This window comes from Streptococcus phocae, assembly GCF_001302265.1.
Lineage (GTDB): Bacteria > Bacillota > Bacilli > Lactobacillales > Streptococcaceae > Streptococcus > Streptococcus phocae.
Genome location: NZ_LHQM01000008.1, coordinates 39,300 through 58,827 on the forward strand (window position 1 = coordinate 39,300; position 19,528 = coordinate 58,827).

The 19,528-nt window shown below is 39.2% G+C and carries 24 protein-coding genes and 1 pseudogene; 18 read left to right on the plus strand and 7 right to left on the minus strand.

What is annotated here, in order from left to right; all coding sequences use genetic code 11:
- Positions 1-5: 5 nt before the first annotated feature.
- The 7 genes from AKK44_RS02405 to AKK44_RS02435 form a co-directional block, all read right to left on the minus strand.
- A complete protein-coding gene (locus AKK44_RS02405; RefSeq protein ID WP_054278359.1) occupies positions 6-815 on the minus strand; it encodes a PTS mannose/fructose/sorbose transporter subunit IIC in 810 nt (269 codons plus the stop codon).
- Between the two features lie 86 nt (positions 816-901).
- Entirely contained in the window at positions 902-1,894 is a 993-nt protein-coding gene (locus tag AKK44_RS02410; RefSeq protein ID WP_054278360.1) for a PTS sugar transporter subunit IIB, read from the minus strand.
- Positions 1,895-2,245: 351 nt separating this feature from the next.
- Positions 2,246-3,058, minus strand: a complete 813-nt coding sequence (locus tag AKK44_RS02415; protein ID WP_054278361.1) for a Cof-type HAD-IIB family hydrolase — start codon at positions 3,056-3,058, stop codon at positions 2,246-2,248.
- 143 nt (positions 3,059-3,201) lie between these two features.
- On the minus strand, positions 3,202-4,368 hold the full coding sequence (locus AKK44_RS02420) for a tyrosine-type recombinase/integrase (protein ID WP_054278362.1): 1,167 nt from the start codon (positions 4,366-4,368) through the stop codon (positions 3,202-3,204).
- A gap of 174 nt (positions 4,369-4,542) precedes the next feature.
- Entirely contained in the window at positions 4,543-5,094 is a 552-nt protein-coding gene (locus tag AKK44_RS02425) for a hypothetical protein (protein WP_054278363.1), read from the minus strand.
- Positions 5,095-5,104: 10 nt separating this feature from the next.
- The gene (locus AKK44_RS02430; protein WP_054278364.1) at positions 5,105-5,488 is read right to left on the minus strand and encodes an ImmA/IrrE family metallo-endopeptidase; all 384 of its coding nucleotides are present in this window, start codon (positions 5,486-5,488) and stop codon (positions 5,105-5,107) included.
- Positions 5,489-5,501: 13 nt separating this feature from the next.
- Entirely contained in the window at positions 5,502-5,855 is a 354-nt protein-coding gene (locus tag AKK44_RS02435) for a helix-turn-helix domain-containing protein (RefSeq protein WP_456293378.1), read from the minus strand.
- Positions 5,856-6,605: 750 nt separating this feature from the next.
- Between AKK44_RS02435 and AKK44_RS02440 the strand changes: the two genes are divergently transcribed.
- The 18 genes and pseudogenes from AKK44_RS02440 (at position 6,606) to AKK44_RS02520 (ending at position 19,522) form a co-directional block, all read left to right on the plus strand.
- Positions 6,606-6,797, plus strand: coding sequence for a hypothetical protein (locus AKK44_RS02440; protein WP_001283052.1), 192 nt, complete (start codon positions 6,606-6,608; stop codon positions 6,795-6,797).
- Between the two features lie 50 nt (positions 6,798-6,847).
- Positions 6,848-7,048, plus strand: coding sequence for a hypothetical protein (locus tag AKK44_RS02445; protein ID WP_231149277.1), 201 nt, complete (start codon positions 6,848-6,850; stop codon positions 7,046-7,048).
- Positions 7,049-7,130: 82 nt separating this feature from the next.
- The gene (locus AKK44_RS02450) at positions 7,131-7,382 is read left to right on the plus strand and encodes a helix-turn-helix transcriptional regulator (RefSeq protein ID WP_054278367.1); all 252 of its coding nucleotides are present in this window, start codon (positions 7,131-7,133) and stop codon (positions 7,380-7,382) included.
- A 32-nt stretch (positions 7,383-7,414) separates the two neighbouring features.
- Positions 7,415-7,585: a hypothetical protein gene (locus AKK44_RS09075; RefSeq protein WP_152911050.1), complete on the plus strand. Its 171-nt coding sequence runs from the start codon at positions 7,415-7,417 to the stop codon at positions 7,583-7,585.
- On the plus strand, positions 7,578-7,781 hold the full coding sequence (locus AKK44_RS02455; protein ID WP_000049475.1) for a hypothetical protein: 204 nt from the start codon (positions 7,578-7,580) through the stop codon (positions 7,779-7,781). The genes AKK44_RS09075 and AKK44_RS02455 overlap by 8 nt, the downstream gene beginning before the upstream one ends.
- On the plus strand, positions 7,778-8,164 hold the full coding sequence (locus AKK44_RS02460) for a hypothetical protein (RefSeq protein ID WP_054278368.1): 387 nt from the start codon (positions 7,778-7,780) through the stop codon (positions 8,162-8,164). The genes AKK44_RS02455 and AKK44_RS02460 overlap by 4 nt, the downstream gene beginning before the upstream one ends.
- A 144-nt stretch (positions 8,165-8,308) precedes the next feature.
- Positions 8,309-8,512, plus strand: coding sequence for a hypothetical protein (locus AKK44_RS02465; protein WP_054278369.1), 204 nt, complete (start codon positions 8,309-8,311; stop codon positions 8,510-8,512).
- A gap of 87 nt (positions 8,513-8,599) precedes the next feature.
- The gene (locus tag AKK44_RS02470) at positions 8,600-8,899 is read left to right on the plus strand and encodes a hypothetical protein (RefSeq protein WP_054278370.1); all 300 of its coding nucleotides are present in this window, start codon (positions 8,600-8,602) and stop codon (positions 8,897-8,899) included.
- Positions 8,899-10,053, plus strand: a complete 1,155-nt coding sequence (locus AKK44_RS02475; protein WP_054278371.1) for a DUF2800 domain-containing protein — start codon at positions 8,899-8,901, stop codon at positions 10,051-10,053. The genes AKK44_RS02470 and AKK44_RS02475 overlap by 1 nt, the downstream gene beginning before the upstream one ends.
- Positions 10,054-10,065: 12 nt before the next feature.
- Entirely contained in the window at positions 10,066-10,629 is a 564-nt protein-coding gene (locus AKK44_RS02480) for a DUF2815 family protein (protein WP_054278372.1), read from the plus strand.
- Positions 10,630-10,671: 42 nt separating this feature from the next.
- Entirely contained in the window at positions 10,672-12,594 is a 1,923-nt protein-coding gene (locus AKK44_RS02485; RefSeq protein ID WP_054278373.1) for a DNA polymerase, read from the plus strand.
- 2 nt (positions 12,595-12,596) lie between these two features.
- A complete protein-coding gene (locus AKK44_RS02490; protein WP_054278374.1) occupies positions 12,597-14,981 on the plus strand; it encodes a phage/plasmid primase, P4 family in 2,385 nt (794 codons plus the stop codon).
- Positions 14,982-15,366: 385 nt separating this feature from the next.
- Complete coding sequence (locus tag AKK44_RS02495) at positions 15,367-15,642, plus strand: VRR-NUC domain-containing protein (protein WP_054278375.1); 276 nt, start codon at positions 15,367-15,369, stop codon at positions 15,640-15,642.
- Positions 15,639-16,960: pseudogene (locus AKK44_RS02500) on the plus strand (SNF2-related protein). Before AKK44_RS02495 ends, AKK44_RS02500 begins: the two are co-directional and overlap by 4 nt.
- 146 nt (positions 16,961-17,106) lie before the next feature.
- The gene (locus AKK44_RS02505; RefSeq protein WP_054278376.1) at positions 17,107-17,301 is read left to right on the plus strand and encodes a hypothetical protein; all 195 of its coding nucleotides are present in this window, start codon (positions 17,107-17,109) and stop codon (positions 17,299-17,301) included.
- A complete protein-coding gene (locus tag AKK44_RS02510; protein WP_054278377.1) occupies positions 17,298-17,714 on the plus strand; it encodes a DUF722 domain-containing protein in 417 nt (138 codons plus the stop codon). Before AKK44_RS02505 ends, AKK44_RS02510 begins: the two co-directional genes overlap by 4 nt.
- A 109-nt stretch (positions 17,715-17,823) precedes the next feature.
- Positions 17,824-18,255 carry a terminase small subunit gene (locus AKK44_RS02515; RefSeq protein WP_054278378.1) on the plus strand — a complete coding sequence of 144 codons (432 nt, stop codon included), beginning with the start codon at positions 17,824-17,826 and terminating at the stop codon, positions 18,253-18,255.
- Complete coding sequence (locus AKK44_RS02520; protein ID WP_054278379.1) at positions 18,245-19,522, plus strand: PBSX family phage terminase large subunit; 1,278 nt, start codon at positions 18,245-18,247, stop codon at positions 19,520-19,522. The genes AKK44_RS02515 and AKK44_RS02520 overlap by 11 nt, the downstream gene beginning before the upstream one ends.
- Positions 19,523-19,528 lie beyond the last annotated feature (6 nt).

The window sequence follows — 19,528 nt, forward strand, 5'->3', positions numbered from 1 at the left end:
CCTTTCTAATAGTCTTCTAGGATGTCGCCGATAGGGTCACCTGAAGCTGAACCTACGCCACCGTTGCCCCCTTTTTTAGAAAGGTTTAGGTAGATGAAGGCCATAGCCACACCGATGATACCAAAAGCGATAAGTGTTAAGTCTAAAACAGCTGCAAGAGCAAATCCTAGGGCAAAGAATGGCCAAACTTCACGAGTAGCCATCATATTGATAACCATGGCATAACCAACAGCTACAACCATACCACCACCGATAGACATACCGTCTTTCAACCAATCAGGCATAGCATTTAGTACCGCTTGAACAGCCTCTGTTGGAATAGCAAGAAGAAGGGCTGCTGGAATAGCAATACGCAAACCTTGAAGAAGAAGAGCGAATAAGTGGTAGCGCTCAACAGCAGCAATGTTACCAGTTTTAGCAGATGTGTCTGCCCCATGTACAAGACCTACAGAAATGGTACGAACGATCATTGTAAGGAAAAGACCAGCAACGGCAAGAGGGATAGCAGTTGTTTGTGCCACACCAATAGCTTGACGAGAGAAATCTCCACCTTTAACAAGAATGATAGCAGCAGCAACAGAAGCAAGTGCAGCATCAGGTGCTACAGCAGCACCGATGTTAGCCCAACCAAGTGCGAGAAGTTGAAGTGATCCACCCAACATAACCCCTGCTTCTAAATGACCAGTCACAAGACCGATTAAGGTACATGCAACAAGTGGTTGGTGGAATTGGAATTGGTCAAGGATACCTTCAAGACCAGCAATGAAGGCAATGATAACGACCAAAACTGCAGAAATAATTGAAATATCTGACATGTTGTTATCCTTTCGAAGTATTGTGAATAGAGATGAAATGAGAAAAGATATTTTTCACCTCTTTTTGAGACATCAGGTAGTTGAATTTATTTAACATCAGCCTTTTTGATGAGCTCAAACAAGTTTTTCTTAGAGTCGTTTGGTACTTTACGAACGTCGAATTCAACGCCTAGGTCACGCAACTTTTCAAATGCAGCAACATCATCTTTGTCCATAGACAAAACATTGTTGACCATTGTTTTACCAGTTGAGTGAGCCATTGAACCGATGTTTAATTCAGTGATTTCAACGCCACCTTCAATTGCACGTAGTGCATCTTGAACAGTTTCAAAAAGAATAAGAGCGTGAGTATTGCCAAAACGAGGGTCTTTAGAAGCTTCAATCAATTTGTTGATTGGAACAACGTTAGCTTTGACCCCACCAGGAGCAGCTTGCTTGATGAGTTGTTTACGAAGGTCATCTTTAGCAACCATGTCTGAAGCAACGATGATACGATTTGCTTTAGAAGCTGGTGTCCATGCCGTAGCAACTTGACCATGAAGTAGACGCGTGTCAACACGAGCAAGGTTAATTTTTAATTTACCATCTCCGATGACAGTTCCTGCAGGGATTTCTCCTTGAAGTGCTGAAACAACTTTTTCTGTTGCTTCAGCAGCTTCAACGGGATTTAAGTCTTCAGGAAGGGCTTTGATACCGTCCTTAGATTCTTTAATAATATTTGCTGCAACTTGTTCAACCCCAGCACCAGCATCCATAAGACGCTCAGTGTAAGCTTGAATAAGCATTGGCAAGTTAAGACCTGTGATGATTGCCATTTTGCGGTCAGGATTTTCTCCTGCCACACGACTAGCTTGATTAAATGGAGACCCACTCCAAAGGTCAGCTAGCACAAGGATTTCATCATCAGCATCAAATTGAGCGATAGCATTGTTGAAGTGTGCATACAAATCATCAGGTCCTTCGTTTGGCATGAAAGTTACAACTTGAACTTTCTCTTGTTCACCAAAAATCATAGAACCAGATTGATGAATACCTTCAGCAAATTTACCGTGGCTGGCAATAATAATACCGATACCCATTCTTGTTCTTCCTCCTTATAAAATATTTTTCGCTGAAATGAAAAAGAATAATCTCCTTCCAAATAACTATTTGGCAATTCTTTTGCATTTAAACGAAATTCAAGAACGTCTCTATTTTAAAACGTTTTCACTAAAAAATCAAGCCCTTTCGGAAAAATATTCCAAAATATGAAAAAAATTTTCAGAATGCTATATTATATATGTAGAATAAGATCATTAAATCGATAATTATACTGTATAAAAAGAAAAAATGTGGAAAAAATGAAAAAGAAAAAAAATTTTTTCAGATTGAATAAGAGATAAGCTATGAAAAAACCACTATTAAATGATTAATAGTGGTTTCGTTTTGCTTTACAAGAAAAGCTCTTCTAACTTTCGAGCTACCCCATCTTCTTCGTTAGAGTAGGATAATTGTTGGTCAGCATAAGGCAATAAGATAGGACTTGCGTTCTTCATGGCATAGCCAGTGCCTGCAAAGGCGAGCATTTCAGTATCGTTGTGCTCATCGCCAAAAGCAATCAAATTGCTCTTATCTTGATTTAAAACACCTAAAAGATACTCTAGTGCGTAGGCTTTGTTGATGTTTTTAGGAGAGACTTCTAAAATATTGAGTGGTCCACCCCATGAGTCAACCTCAATTTCATCCTTGAAGAAGCTTTGCATGCTTTTTGCCAAAGCGTATTTATCTTCGTGATGGGTTTGTGTGAGCAAGGCGTTTGGATTTCGAGTGATTTTTGCAATTTCGAGTGCCATTTGTTGAGTGATTGCTTCCACACCAAAAAGCTGAGGGTTAATGGTCTCAGGTCTGTTCATGGTGATGTAGAAATTTTTTCGATATTCGCTAGCGATAAAATCCATCTGAAAATCATCTTGATGCTTCAACAATTCTAGCAGATAACGTTTGTCCAAGGTCACATTGTGCTCATAGGCCCATTTTTGTTCGGGCATATGTGTCAGAGAGCCGTTAAACGTAATAATTGGTGTGGTTAAGCCTAGCTGAAGGTAGTAGTCCAAGGCCATTCGGTAGGGTCTCCCAGTCGAGATGACAACCTGATGTCCCTTGTTCTGAACAGCTTTAATGGTTTTTTCAGTATACTCTGATATGGTATTATCTTGGCGTAGCAGAGTCCCATCTAAATCAATGGCAATTATTTTCTTAGTCATAGTTAGATTATACCACTTTACAATTCTAAAATAAATACATCGACTTAGAATATTGATTTTACAGTGTTTTTGATTTTGTTGTTTAGTTATAAAACGAAATAAAATCATTAAAAGTAATACTTAGTCGGGGAAAAGTCGGGGAATTATTTTACACTATTCATAAACATATCTGTAACATTCCCTGCGACTTCATCTTTGATATGCGTGTATTTGCTAGTCATATAACTTGTAGAGTGACCTAACGCCGCAGACATATGTTGTATCGGAACTCCAGCTATCTGTCCTTGTGTAGCAAAGAAGTGTCTCATCATGTGCGGGGTAAAGTAGACTTCGCATTTTTTGTTTACTTTTCCAAAAAGGTAGTAGATGTATTCGTTGTAGATTGGCTTGCCTGCGAGGGACGACTTTACTTTTTTATCGTCTCCTAAAAACAAAAAATCTGTTTTGTTTAAAATGCGATTGTGATTTAAAGCTATTTTTATAGATGTATCAATCGCTTTTTTTAATAAGCGTGATGTGTCGATATCTAAATACACATATCTTTCAGACGATGCTGTTTTTAGACCTCCTCCATTTTGCCTGGCCCTTGTTCTTGACTCGTCTATCTTTAAGACTGCGCGACCATCGTTGTTATAGGATATGCTACCTAGTTTTATACCTGCAACCTCACTTTTACGTAGTCCGAGGTAAGTTATCCTAACCATCACATAATCATAATCATCGAGCGTTTGCCTAGCAACTTTATCCCAAGCTTTGAACTCATCTATAGACCTGCGTTTGTCGATGGGTTTTATCTTACTAGTGCCAATATCGATAAACTCAATATTATTATCATCAAGCATTTTATTTTTGACAGCGTGATTTAACATGATGCTAAAAATGTCATGTAAGTGTTTTACTGTGCTTTTTGCATGTGTATTGAGTAAATCGTTGATATAGTTTTCGTAGTCTATGCGATTAATAGCGTCCATTTTTTTATTGCCGAATTTGGGGCCGATATGCTTGCTAAAGTTATTGATACGCTCTCTGTATGTGTCAGGAGACCACGATCCGGTCTTTAATCTGTTGTCCACATATATGTCCCAATACTCATTAACTGTCAGATTTTTATTATAGGCAAATTCATTGTTTTCTATTTTGTGTTCGATTTCAGCAAGTGCGATTCTTGCTTCCTGCAACGTTTTTAGATTGCTCTTAGTAGCTTCTCTTTTTTTGCCGTCTATCAAAAAGCTCCTACGGACATAGTAGCGCTTGCCTTTCTTTGTATCATAGGTGAAAATATTTGGGTATTTTGTTTTATTGTATTTCATTTTTAAATCCTTTCGTCATTTTGACTTTTGGACGAGGTCGTTTGAAAGGATGTTGGCATCACCTCCTAAAAATGATATAATTAAGTACAAGAAAACGAGCCATTTAATGCTTTTTTTCTTATGCAGTTTTGCCTCACGCTCAGACTCGCCAAAGTTTGAGAGCGTGGGGCTTTTTTATTTAAAGAAATTATTAACATTTACGTACTGAGCCTGCGTAAGCTTAGTTTTTAAGGTTTTAACTTCTCCGGTTTGTATATTTCTTAAGGCTACCGCTGCTTTTCCAGGTATTTCTTCAGAAGTGGTTGTGGCAGTAGTGTTAATGGTTCCTTTTTTCTTTCTAGCCCCACCAGCCATTCCACCGATAATGGTTCCAACACCTGGCGCCAAAACTGTACCTATTGCTGCCCCTCCTAGAACACTACCAGAACGCCCTTTTTGAGTAGTTTTCCCTTTTGTTACTGTTTTTTCAATAATTCGTGAACCATCAAATTGAAGGTTAACAAACTCATAAAGCTCAGGAGTTTCAGAATAAAAACCAATATAATATTTTCCATCTATGGTTTTTCGTATGGTCGTTGGTGCTCCTAGTCCTAAATTTAGGGCAGGGGGTAGAATTGTTTTGCTTTCTTGTGAGGCTTTTTTTCTTAGTTCGTTAGCTTTAATTGCACCCTCTTTAGCTTTCCCTACAGCTGTTATGGCAAATTCTTTTAACTTAGCTATATCCATGCTTGTCTCCTTAACTAATTAAAAACTCTAATTCTTTCTTGATCATCACTTCGTCAGCGATTGAGGTCAGTTCATACTTTTCCATGAATTGGATGTAGTTGAAATCCTCCATATTATCCCAATAGTATAGCTCTTCTTTTAAGAGATGGTGTATCATACATCTATCTGCTTGTAGCTCTGCTTTTTCTTTATTTAGTTTGTAATAACTCGCAGTATGTTCTCTATGTCCTAGTTCATGATAGATGACTTTGTGCTTGTATACGCCGTCAAGATAAGTGTCAATCGCAATGACGTTGTGTTTTTTATTAAACATTCCAGGGGTGTTTGTACCCCTACCGTCAAAGTACACTAAATCGATTCCTTTTTCCTGACAGACTGTTTCTGGTGTCATCATAGAGCTGTCCTCTCTATTTTCTATTTTTGATGCGCGTTTCCAATATAGATGTGATAAGATCTATATCCTCGTCGTTGAGTTCGTGGCCGTCGAAGAAGAAGGTTTCTTCTGCATCTTTTTTCAGATCAATTGCAGACGGGGTATGGCCACTTTGTGCAATCTTAGGATTATCTGTCCTGCCAAGTAAATAGTCGGTAGAAACATTAAAGTAGTTAGCTATTTTTTCTATTGGGTCTGTATTAGCCGTTTTTTTACTTTTTAAATTATAAATGTAGTTTTCACTCAGCCCTATATCAGTTGCGACCTTTTGGAGAGATACTCCTCTTTTTTTAGCTAAGGCTTCAATTCTTGAATACACCTCAAACATTGTCATATCAACCTTTCTGAAAGTATGACAAAAAATATTTAACTTTTTCGAGTAAAAACTATTGACTTAGTTCACACGATAGAGTAAAATAGTTTTTGTAAGATAGTTAGTAAAAAACGAAGTTAAACTTTTTACAAATCTTTTTTAAAGTAGTTGGGGAACTGCGCAATATAAAAGAGTTATAAAGGTTATAACTAGGTTTTTCTTATGCCTTCATTTTACATTAACGTGTAAAATAAGTCAACACAAAAATGTTATTTTTTACTAACTTTCTTACTTACAAAAATAAAACACCACCTAGCTGCTATCTAGATGGTGCTACGGAAATTATTCTGCTCAAACTAATAGCAGTAGTCAACAACACTTCGCCGGTATCGTCCCCGGCACTGGAGTAGAAAATGATTCTCGATTTTGATTTCCTATTCTTCGTCGCTTTTGCGAGCGACAGCCAGTTTGCAATTTCTGTGGTCGTCCGGCCAGGACGCCAATGAAGATATAGGAACCCCTATTGAATCTTGCTAGTCAAGTGCGGTAGGCAAAAGGAAAACCTACAAACGAATCCATCTTCTACTGAGACACAGTCTCCTTCAAAAACTCGGACAAATAATACGTCCTCCTTTCATATAAAGGGTACCTACATTATATATTTGTAAGTCAAAAAATCAAGATGGATACTGTTTAAATTGAGCAGAATAACGTTTCCGTTAAGTTGTTTTAAATAAATCTACTTACTAGAAAGGAGTCTAACGCATGTCAGACAACACAGTCGCTGTTGAAAAAATTAAGAAGTATCTGCTTGACAACAAGCTAAAACAAGTTGACTTAGCGGTTACCTATAATAAAGAACCGCAAGATGTGGCGAATATCTTAGCTGGAAGAAAAAAAGATCCAGCATCAAATCGTTTTGTCTTGAAAGTTATTTCAGATTTAAAAATTAGATAGAAGAGAATTATATGAACCAATTGCTTAACGCAATACTAGAAAGGAACCTTATGACAGACGCAGAAAAACAAAACTATGATGCCCTTTTCATTAACATTTTTGAACGTTTAGAAAAACTGGAGGAAGGCTATGATTTTAGCTCCGTAGTTACAACTACGGAGGTCCAAAATAGCGGCGGTGTTCAATATCGTGAATGCCAAGAAGACGGAACTGTAGTCAAAACAGTATCCAAGAGGAGCTTAGGCTACTGATGATTACAACAAAAAAAGTCCGACGGCAATCGGACTCAAAACAAATAATATTTACTTAAATTATAACACAAAGGAGAAAGTTATGGACAAAATTTTGATAAGTTTGTCCGACTGGATAAGAGACACCATAGAAAAAACAGTTAACAATTTAGTCCAAATGAAATTAGACGAACTCAACGCCGAGTTATGGACAAGAGAAAAAGTAGCAGACAGGCTTAACATGAGCCCTGGCACTTTTGACAAATACTACAGATACGACAAAAATTTTCCAAAGGAATTGCCAGCTGTCCGTTGGAAAAAAGCTGAAATAATCGCATGGCTAAATAATAAATGAGACTTTTGGACGAGGTCGATCAGGAGAATAACATGAACAAACTAGAAATATTTTTATTAGCAACAACAATTATCTTAGCAATCATTGCTAGGGTGCAACACGAAATCATTAGAAAGCATAACTCGGTGGAAAACAGAAAGAAAATCTTCAGGGAAGTGGCTTTAGAAAACAGCAAGAAATGGAGTGCAGAACGTTATGTCTAAATGGGAATTACAAAAACAACTACTGGAAAATGCGACAGATTTTGAGAGCACAGTTGAGGCTTTACTTGACTTAAACGAGTCTGGCGAAATATCTGATCTGGAACTCTTACTGAATTTAAAGGATAAATTCAGAAGCTATTCCAAAGAAAAAATACGTATCCTTAATGAAATTCTCAAGCTAGGAGGCGCAGAATGATGACAACTTTTGAAAAGATTATTAAGAACCTTAATCGGATTGAGGGGGAGTTAGTTAAACCTGAAGCTGAAAGACGAGATAGCTTACCTATCCTATCTGCTCAGTTGAGTGCTATCAAGCAAGATTTAAAATTGATGCTTTGGATTGAACTACCGACGTTAAACGACGGAGAAAAATATGAAGCTCTTTATCAAGGGAATGATTTTAAATTCAGTGAAACTTTCTTAGAGCGCCAAGCGACGAGAAAAGCCTTTTGGAGACGATTAGCTAAAGAAACTTTTAAAGAGGATCAGGATAAGAGGAACTTTGTTAAGTTGGCTGAGAAAGAATTTAAAGATGCAACTTTGTCATGGCAAGAATTTTTGTGGGGTAAAAAAGAATGAATATATTTCTAAAATTCATCGATGAAACCCGAGCTGGTCTAAATGATATTTTACAAAAAAAGGGCTCTCTTGTTCCCAAAGCCAAGCCTTGGCAGACGCAGTTTTTATACTAACAGCTTTAAAACAAGTAATTGAGGAGAGAAAATGAACTATTTAGAATATGCACTAGCTTATCTTGAACGTGAGTTAGAAATTATTGATAACGAAGTTATTGAAGTTGAGCTGCCTGACGGAGATTGGGAATTTGTACCTAACCCATGCTACGAGGAAGGCTTGCATGACAGTCCCTATTATCGTAGCCAGGTTGCTAAAGACATTCTTGATATTAAAGGACTTTTGGGGAGGTGAGGCTATTGATTGCATTAAAAAAGACGGCTTAGGAAACCGTCAACAATTATACACACTTAAATTATAACACAGAAAGAGAGAAACACAATGATTGAAGTAACTTTTAAAGCAGAGAGCATGGCAGGTGTTTTTGATGCTATGCGTGAAGCTCTGGATATGCCGAAGACAGTAACCAAGGATGTTGTTGAAGAAAAATCAGCCCCTGAAAAGAAAGAAGAATCTGCAACTTTGACATTAGCTGATATCAAGAAAATGGCTAAAGCCAAGGTTGAAGAAGGGAAGTCAAAGGACATCAAGGAAGTCTTGAAAGAGATGGACGTCGCAAAAGTCGGCGAACTTGAAGAAAACCAGTTTGCGGAGTTTGTTGAGAAGTTGGAGGCTCTCTAATGCCAGTAGAAAATCACGCACTACTGTCTGCCTCTAGTGCTCACAGATGGCTCTATTGCCCTATGCTGCCGAGGCTTGAAGCAGGCTATTCTAGCCGGGATACAGTATATACCAAAGAGGGCACAAACGCCCATGAGCTTTCAGAAATCAAACTGATGTACAAGTCTGGTAAAATCACCAAGCGTAAATTTAATGCACTGATTAAGTCTTTTAAGGAAAACTCAGACTTCTACAACGAAGAGATGGAAGAAATGACGGAGCTTTACACAGATATTGTTATGGAGCACCTAAATGCTTATGAGGATGCCGAAATTGAACTTGAAAAACGGGTTGATTTTAGCGATTGGGTTCCTGGCGGTTTTGGGACTTCAGATGTTGTCATTTTAGCGGATGGAGTCATTGAAATTATTGATCTTAAGTATGGTAAAGGAATGGCTGTGTCTGCTAACCAAAACCCGCAGATGGGTTTGTACGCTCTGGGAGCTTATGCTTTCTACGATATGGTTTATGACTTTGACCGTATCAAGATGACAATTATTCAGCCGCGTTTAGATTCGGTTAGTTCTGTTGACATTTACGTGGAGGAGTTACTCTACTGGGCAGATAATGTCGTCTTGCCTATGGCAGCTCAAGCAGACGCAGGGATTGGTGACTGGAACCTAAGTGAAAAAGTATTACAGTGGTCTCCTGTCGCGGCTAAGTTGGTTCCAAGAGCGCAAGAAAACTGGGAATTGATCGATAAATATGATTATCAAGACCCTATCTATTTATCAGACGAAGCTATCGCAGAGATCCTTGATAAAGCCTCAGCTATCAAGAAGTGGATTGAGTCGGTTGAAGCTTATGCCCTGAAAGAAGCACTCTCAGGAAAAGAAGTTCCAGGCTATAAGATTGTTGAAGGTAGAAGCAACCGTGTACTTACTAATAAGGAGGCAGCTGCCGCAATACTTGAGAAAAATGGTTTTGAAGACATCTACAAACCTAAAGAGTTACTAGCGATGGGAGCGCTAGAGAAGATGGTCGGTAAGAAGCGTTTTGAGGATATGATGGCCTTTATCATTGATAAGCCACAGGGCAAACCTGTCCTTGTTAAAAACAGCGACAAGAGACCTGCGTTAAATAGTTTAGAACAAGCAATTAAAGATTTTGAATAGGAGAAATATATTATGGTAAACACACCCAACACAACTAAAGTAGTGACAGGCAAAGTACGCTTAAGCTATGTAGCTTTGCTGGAACCTAAGGCATTTGAAGGTCAAGAGGCTAAGTATTCAACAGTTATCTTAATTCCAAAAACAGACAAAGTCACAATCAAGAAAATTAAAGACGCGCAGAAAGCTGCTTATGAAGCTGCCAAGGACAATAAACTCAAAGGGGTTAAATGGGAGCGCGTTAAAACAACGCTTCGTGACGGTGATGAAGAAATGGATACCGAAGAGCACCCAGAGTACGCTGGACACATGTTCATGTCAGTGTCAAGTAAAACTAAACCTCAAATCATTGATAAGTATAAAAACTTTGTTGATTCCGCAGAAGAAGTCTACTCTGGTGTCTATGCTCGTGTATCACTTAATGCCTATGCTTACAACACAGCAGGAAATAAAGGCATCTCTTGTGGTCTGAATAATGTTCAGATTGTTGCTAAAGGAGACTACCTTGGCGGTCGTTCGTCAGCTGATGCAGACTTTGACGAGTGGGACGAAGAAGAGGAAGAAGACGACATTTTATAGTAGAGGGCCTCTTTAGAGGCTCCTCATTTTTAAAGGAGAGACATGAGACATTTAAATATTGATATTGAAACCTATAGTTCGAATGACATCAAAAATGGGGTTTACAAGTACGCTGACGCAGAAGATTTTGAGATTTTACTTTTCGCTTACTCTATAGATGGCGGAGAAGTAGAGTGCTTTGATTTGACCAGGCAGTCTCTACCTGAAGACATCAAAGATATGTTATTTGATGATAAGGTCAGAAAGCACGCCTTTAATGCCCAATTCGAAAGAGTTTGTCTCAGTCGTTACCTCGGCCTACCTTACTATCTAGATCCTTGCCAATGGCAATGCACCATGGTACTGGCCCAAGAGTTGGGCTTGCCTTCAAGCTTGGAAAAGTGCGCGCTGTATTTAAAATTAGCGCAGGAAAAAGATACCTCGGGTAAAAACTTAATCAGATACTTTTCCCTGCCTTGCAAACCAAGTAAAGCTAACGGTGGGAGAACTAGAAATTTACCAGAACACGCCCCCGAAAAGTGGCAAATGTTTATTGACTACTGCATACAAGACGTTGTTGTTGAGATGGCAATTGCCGAAAAACTAGAGTCAGTTCCTGTGCACGACCGTGAATGGGATTACTACGCCTGTGACCAGAGAATTAACGACAGAGGTGTGGCGCTTGATAAAGAGTTAGTTGCTTCGGCTTTGTATTGCAAAGATGTTAAGATGGAAAGTTTGTCTGGTGAGCTAAAAGCTATAACAGGGCTTGCTAACCCTAACAGTAGGGCGCAGCTGTTACCGTGGCTAAAAGAACATGGCTATTCGGCTAATGGGTTGACTAAAGCAGATGTTGAGCAGGAACTTAAGACGGCCGAAGGAGAACTTAAGAGAGTCTTAGAGCTGAAATTACAGACCGCTATGTCAAGTCTAAAAAAATATGAGGCCATGGAAAGAGCTATGTGCTCAGACGGGCGAGTTCATGGGCTACTTCAATTTTATGGGGCTAGTCGGACAGGAAGATGGGCGGGTAGGGTTGTCCAAGTACAGAACTTAGCTAGGAATTATATAAAGGACCTAGATGATGCCAGAGAGTATGTTAAAAAGCGTGATATTGATGCTGTGGAGATTTTATACGATAGCCTTAACGACACTTTAAAGCAGCTCGTACGAACGGCGCTCGTGGCTAAAGGTGGTTGTACCTTCTACGTCTCTGACTTCTCAGCGATTGAGGCTAGAGTGATTGCGTGGTTTGCTGAAGAGCAGTGGAGGCTTGACGTGTTTTCAACGCATGGGAAAATCTACGAGGCGTCCGCTAGTCAGATGTTCGGAATTCCAATTGAGAAGATTGACAAGGAACTGCGCCAAAAAGGCAAAATCTCGGAGCTAGCCCTTGGCTACCAAGGAGGTCCTGGAGCGCTTAAGCAGATGGGAGCTCTTAACATGGGAGTTAAGGAAGAGGAACTCCAAGGGCTAGTTGATGACTGGCGCAGGGCTAATAAAAAGATTGTCCAATTTTGGAAAGATGTGCAGAGAGCTGCTATCAAAGCCATTAAATCGAGAGCACCAATAAAACTGAGGAAACTAAGATTTAGATACCGTAAAGGTTTCCTCTTTATAACATTGCCTAGCGGTAGGAATTTAGCTTATGCAAGAGCTAAGGTTGAGCCGGGCGACTATGGAGACAAAATCGTCTATGAGGGCCAAGGAGATAAGGCCTACTTCACAGCGCAAGAGACTTACGGCGGTAAGCTTGTCGAAAATATCGTTCAGGCGACAGCTAGGGATATTCTAGCCGAAGCGCTTCTGAGAATTGAAGCTGCAGGCCATGGTGTTGTTTTCCACGTTCATGATGAGGCTATTATCGAAGGATCAGGCCTGACAATCGAAGAAGTTAATGAATTGATGGCGCAGGCTCCTGAATGGGCGGAAGGTCTTCCTTTAAATAGTGAGGGCTACATAACAAAGTATTATATGAAGGATTAGAGATGAAGCAAGAAAAACTAACAGTAAAGTATTCTCCCCTGCAAGAGCTTCATATCGCAACAGGTAGTTCACGAACAGCTAAGACGTGGAAAAACATCACGTTAACTTGGCAGGAGCTTATTGAGAGGTTAGAGAAACCTACAGTCACCCAAGAAACGTTTGCGGAGTACCAGAAGATGTCTCGGGCGGAAAAAGGGCAAGCAAAAGACGTAGGGGGCTTTGTCGGTGGGTGGCTAAAGCAAGGTAAACGGAAAAATGAAAACGTTCAAAGTAGGTCCTTGGTTGCGCTTGACGCAGATAGTCCAAGTAAAGATTTCCTAGATAGACTAGACCTGCTTGCGGATTATGCCTACGTACTCTACAGTACCCACAGCCATTCAAAAAAAGCTGCTAAGTACCGCCTTATTATTCCTACAGACCGTTTAATGATGCCTGATGAGTATGAGCCAGTCGCTAGATATTTGGCTAATCAACTAGGCATGTCAAACTTTGATGACACGACTTATCAAAGTGTACGCTTGATGTTCTGGCCGAGCCACTCAAGGGACGCTGATTTTATATTTAAATATAACGACGAGGCCTTTTTAAGCGTTGATGAGGTGCTTGATACCTACCCGGACTGGCATGGCTCAAGCTTCTGGCCAGAAAGTCCGACGCACGCTGTTAAAAGACAGCGTGAAGCTAAAAAACAAGGTGACCCGCTTAGTAAAAAAGGGCTTATTGGAGCCTTTTGTCGTAACTATGACATTAGGCAAGCCATTGCAACGTTCTTACCTGAGGTTTATGAAGAAGGAACAACCCCTGATAGGTACACATACACTGAGGGCTCAACCGCAAATGGCTTAGTCATCTATGATGATGTCTTCGCTTATAGCCATCACGGGACAGATCCCGTGGGGGATACGCTTGTAAATGCATACGACCTTGTTCGTATCCATAAATTTGGAGAGCAAGATAGCGATGCTAAAGATAATACCCCTACTAATAAGCTGCCATCAAGTAAAGCGATGAATGCTTTTGTCTCTGACTTACCCGAAATTAAAGACTATTTAATGGCTGAGGCTTTAGGCGATTTCGACGAAGAGTTACCAGTCGAAGATGACAGAAGTTGGCTTAAGATTGACGAGAGGGGCGAACCTGAGGTCAATAGCTATTTGCTAGCAACACAGATTATTAAGGAGGTTCCGATTTATTGGGATGGTTTAGAATTTCTACGCTATGACGCTAAAAAAGGCATCTGGCTACCAAACGCAGAGGAGTATCTGAAGAGCTATATCTCAACTAAGAAACTCGGTAAAATCACTAAGATTAGGCACATTAGCGAAACCGTTGTAGCGATTAAAGCACAGGCTTTCTCAAGCGAAGTGTTTACCGAGAGTGATCTTAATAAGATAGTGTTAGCGAACGGAGTCTATGACCTGAGGGATAACAGTTTTAAGACTAAGTTTGATCCAGAATTGCATGCAAGGTCAAGCCATCCCGTTACCTATGATCCCGAGGCAACCTGTGAAACTTTTGAGGGTTTTCTTAAGGAGACCGTCGGAGCTGAAAATATAGATTTCATCTTTGAGTGGTTCGGCTATAACTTTTATCGTGAATATGCTATTCAAAAAATGCTATTCATCTACGGCAGCGGCGGTACGGGTAAATCAACACTGATTAATATTTTACGTGAAATGATAGGTGCTGATAATTATTCAGCCGTGACACTGCAGTACCTGATGCAAGAACGCTTTGCAAAAATCGGCTTATATCGCAAGACCGCCAACTTCGACACCGATGCTAAACCTCAATACTTAGCAGATGGTGCAACGCTTAAAATGTTGACGGGAGAAGATACTATTCACGCAGACCGTAAGAATAAAGAGCCGATTAACTTTTACAATTATGCTAAGCTGTCTTTTGCCATGAATGAGCTCCCACCTATGCGAGATTTCAGCGGGGGACTTAAGCGCCGTATGATGATCCTCGAGATGAACAAGGTTTTAACGCAGGAGGTTAAGGTAAAATACCCACTAGATAAGATTATGAGTGAGGTGCCCGGTATCTTTAACAGAGCGATGGAGGGGCTTAGAAAGGCCTTAAGTAAGAGAGATTTCAGTATTAGTGCCAGCATGAGGTCAAGTGTCGAGAAATGGGAAAAAGGCAACGATGTCGTGGCTATGTTCCTTGAAGACGAGTGTGAACTTGGTGAAGACTTCAAGGTTCCTGTTAGGGACGTCTATCCAGCCTATAGGTTCTATTGTCAGGATTCAGGCTACAAACCTTTGGCAAAAAATGCATTTAACCACCGGCTAAGAGAGCTAAATTATGAAAATAAAAACGTTAAATCAGGTGGAAAGCAAGCCAAAAATTGGGTCGGTTTTAAGTTAAAAAGTGAGCTTTAGGGGTTACTTTTTTGGGATTAGAGTTTGGTAACCCTAGAAAAAAGTTACCAAGTTACCGGTTTTTCAAACTTTAAAAATAAAAAATTTAAAAATAATTTTAAAAAAACCAAAACTAAATTGGAAAAATCGGTAACTTAGTAACTCGACCCTTAGAAATGGGTTCGAAAAGTAGCCCTGGTAGCTTTTTGGTAGCCCTAAGAAGCCTTTCATAGCAATATCTTAGCCCCTATGGTTACCAATCTACCACTTTTCTTCTATTAACTTAAATATAAATATAAAAAATAAATATATATAAAATAAGGCATATATAAAACACATATATAAAAAAGAGAAAGTAAGTTGAAAAAAACGGTAACCCTGACCTTTATTGACTAAAGGAGGAAAGATGAGGACTGAAAAAGACATTGAAAATTATTTGAAAAAGAAAACAAAAGGGCTGTGTTTAAAATTCACCAGTCCGGGGGCGATAGGAGTGCCTGATAGAATTGTTGTCATGAATACGGGAACTTTTTTTGTAGAGGTCAAAGCTCCAGGTAAAAAACCAAGACCCAGCCAAGTTGCAATGCACAAAAAAATAAAAGAGGCCGGTCAACATGTTTGGGTTGTTGACTCCTACGAATCAGTTGATCAAGCTTTACGAGAAATGGAGAATTGGGTGTGAGACTGCACGAATACCAAGAATACGCTAAGACATGGATAGTAGAGCACCCCTATTGTGGGCTTTTACTTGACATGGGCCTTGGTAAAACGCTGACAACACTATCAGCGATAGATGAGATTCAAAATATTTTTTCCGAGGATCATAAGATTTTAATCATAGCCCCTAAAAAAGTGGCGGAAGAAACGTGGTCAACGGAGATTGAGAAATGGCATTTTGATTTCACCTACTCTAAAGTTTTGGGGAGTGAGGGAAAACGAATTGAAGCCTTAGAAACAGAAGCCGATATCTATTTGATTAATCGTGAGAATGTTACCTGGCTTGTTGAATACTACAAGACTAAATGGCCGTTTACCTTTGTGGTTATTGATGAGCTGTCAAGCTTTAAGTCTAGTAAGTCAAAACGGTTTAGGGCTTTGCGAAAAGTTAGACCGAAAGTCCAACGCCTTGTAGGACTAACAGGAACCCCAGCGCCTAACAGTTTGATTGATTTGTGGCCGCAGATCTATCTGATGGACAGAGGCGATAGACTTGAGACGAGCCAGACTCGATTTAAAGACAAGTATTTTGTTCCTGATAAGCGTAATGGTCCAATCATTTACAGCTGGGCACTTAGGGATGGTGCAGAAGCAGAAATCTATAACAAGATTGAGGATATCTGTATCAGCATGAAAGCTAAAGACTATCTCAAGATACCACCACGAATCAACAACGTTGTATCGGTTAAGTTGTCTGATATGAAAGCCTACAAACAACTTGAAGCTGATTTGGTTCTGGAGTTTAGGGATAAGGAAATATCTGCGGCCAACTCTGCGGTTTTGGCCAATAAATTACTTCAAATGGCTAATGGCGCTATCTATGATGATGATAAAACAACAGTTGCTATACACGACGACAAACTTGACGCGCTTGAGAATGTCGTTGAAGAAAGCCAAGGCCAGCCAATCTTAGTTTTTTTCCAGTATCAACATGATCTTGAAAGACTTAAGAAACGATTCCCTCAGGCTGAAGAGTTGACGTCAGTTGACAAGTGGAATTCCGGAAAAATACCAATTCTTCTGTGTCACCCACAGTCAGCCGGACATGGGCTTAATCTGCAAAAAGGCGGGCATATTATTGTTTGGTTTGGGCTAACATGGAGTCTTGAATATTATCAACAAGCTAATGCCAGATTAGATAGACAAGGGCAGACAGAACCCGTTATTGTGCACCACATTATTGCAGAAAATACAGTTGATGAAAAAGTACTTAGGCTTTTACAAGGCAAAGAAAAAAACAAAATGCACTGCTTGAAGCAGTCAAGGCGCAGTTAGGAGTCTAGATGAAAAAAGAATATGTCGTTAGAATCTACACAGGTAGAGAAAAGAATTTTGAATAGAAAACCTTTACGCGAAAAGCGGACATGTTGAAGTTTTGGAATTCTTGCGAAGCAACAGTTAAAGAAAAATATACTAGGGAGTGGAAAAAATGAAGATTGAAGTTTTTTTAAAAAAAGGTCCTACTAAGAGCATTTTTAATTATGCTGATGAAATTGATGTCGATGAAGTAATTGGTGCAATAGAAAATAACGATGTCATTGCTCTAGATGGAAAAAACAACACAGTTATTATACCCAAGCATAGTATTTCTCACGTAATTATTCATAAAGAGGTAACGGAATGAACAGGTTATCTAACGCACAGTTAAAGGCTTTTGATGAGTGGCTGTTTGATTATCGTTTTATTGATAACAAGATTGCACTTCGAAAACTCGAGCTACAAACTGATATGAATACTGAAGTAGATAAAAATATTGGTGGCGGAAGATCAAATTTTGTTTCAAAAGTTACTGAGGATGTGGTCTCAAGGTGGGATTCAGATAGAGAACTAAAGGGTCTATCCAATTTCAAAGAGGCGGTTATTGCAACGCTAAATCTTTTGGATGAAGAGCTAACTGATATTTTTAATCTTAGGTGGGGCGTTGGCTCAAGCAACACTTGGGAAGAGATTGCCTACACAAGACATCTGTCGCGTAAGTCTATTTACCGCAAAAGAGAGCGGATTTTAGAAATATTTTCCAAAAAAATAGGAATGTGACACAAAAATGTATGGAATTGTCATCTTTTTGATGATAAATTGATAGTATGAGTTTAAAGGTAAGGCAGATAGTCTCTTGCCTTTTTATCATGCTTGGAGGTGATGGAAAATAGGTAAATTAACATTAAAACAAAAGCGTTTTGCAGATGAGTACATCATCTCAGCTAACGCAACAGCAGCGGCTATTAAAGCAGGGTATAGTAAAAAGACAGCAAGGTCAATAGGTCAAGAAAACTTGACCAAACCTGACATTAAAGCTTATATAGATGAGCGGCTTGAAAAACTTGAATCTGAAAAGATTGCAACTCAAGAAGAAGTCCTACAATATCTCACTTCAATCATGCGAGGAGATCAACAAGAAAAGACGCTCATTAGCATTGGCGAGCTTGGTCAAGAAATTGTAGATATTGATGTTGGTGCCAAGGATAGAATCAAGGCTGCAGAGCTGTTAGGCAAACGGTACAGATTATTCACTGAAAAGGTTGAAATGGATGTCAGTTCAGATGTAACCATTAACGTAGGTGAGTGGGATGACGACTAAACAGCGCCCTAAAATTAATATCGTGATCAAGCATCCTAGCAAAGTTTTTAACAAACATATCTACGATAAATTGTATAATTACGATAACTTCACAGAGGTACACTATGGCGGCGCATCATCTGGCAAGTCTCACGGGGTATTTCAAAAGATTATCTTAAAAGCTCTTAATTCAAGGTTCAAACACCCAAGAAAAATTCTGGTTCTTCGAAAAGTTGGTGCAACTGTCAGAGACTCAGTATTTGCTGATATTATGTCTAACTTGTCATATTTTGGCATCTTGGATAAATGTAAGATAAATATGTCGGCTTTTAGAATAACGCTCCCGAATGGCTCGGAATTCATTTTTAAAGGTATGGATAACCCCGAGAAGATTAAGTCAATTAAGGGGATATCTGATGTCGTCATGGAGGAGGCTAGTGAGTTTACACTTGATGACTATACACAGTTGACTTTGCGTTTAAGGGATAGGAAACATCTAGAGAAGCAAATCTATCTCATGTTTAACCCGATATCTAAAGCTAATTGGGTCTATAAAGCTTTCTTCATTAAATCGCCTAAGAATACAGTTGTCTATCAAACAACTTATAAAGACAACCGCTTCTTAGATGATGTCACAAGAGAAAATATTGAGGAGCTAGCCAATAGGAATGAAGCTTATTACAAAATATATGCTCTTGGCCAGTTTGCTACACTTGATAAGCTTATCTTTCCAAAATATGAAAAGAAATTATTAAACAAAGACAAGCTATCCCACTTGCCTTCTTTTTTTGGTTTGGACTATGGATTCATTAATGACCCTTCGGCATTTTTACATGTCAAAATCGATGACGCAAACAAAAAGCTATACATTTTAGAGGAGTATGTCAGAAAGAATTTGACTAATGACAAAATAGCTAATGCTATAAAGGGCCTCGGATATGCCAAAGAAGAAATCAGAGGGGATTCAGCAGAAAAGAAATCAAACCAAGAACTTAGAAATTTAGGTATTTCTAGAATGATTGATGCTACTAAAGGGCCTGGAACCGTTATGCAAGGAATTCAGTATCTACTTCAGTATGATTGGATTGTTGATGATAGGTGTGTCAAGACTATTGAAGAACTAGAAAATTACACTTGGAAAAAAGATAAAAAAACAAACGAGTACATCAACGAACCAGTTGACAGTTATAACCACTGCATTGATGCCATAAGATATGCCGTACAAGATAGGATATATCAATCGGCGGATAGAAGTAAGCGCATGAAAAATGCTAAGTATTATTTTTAGGAACGA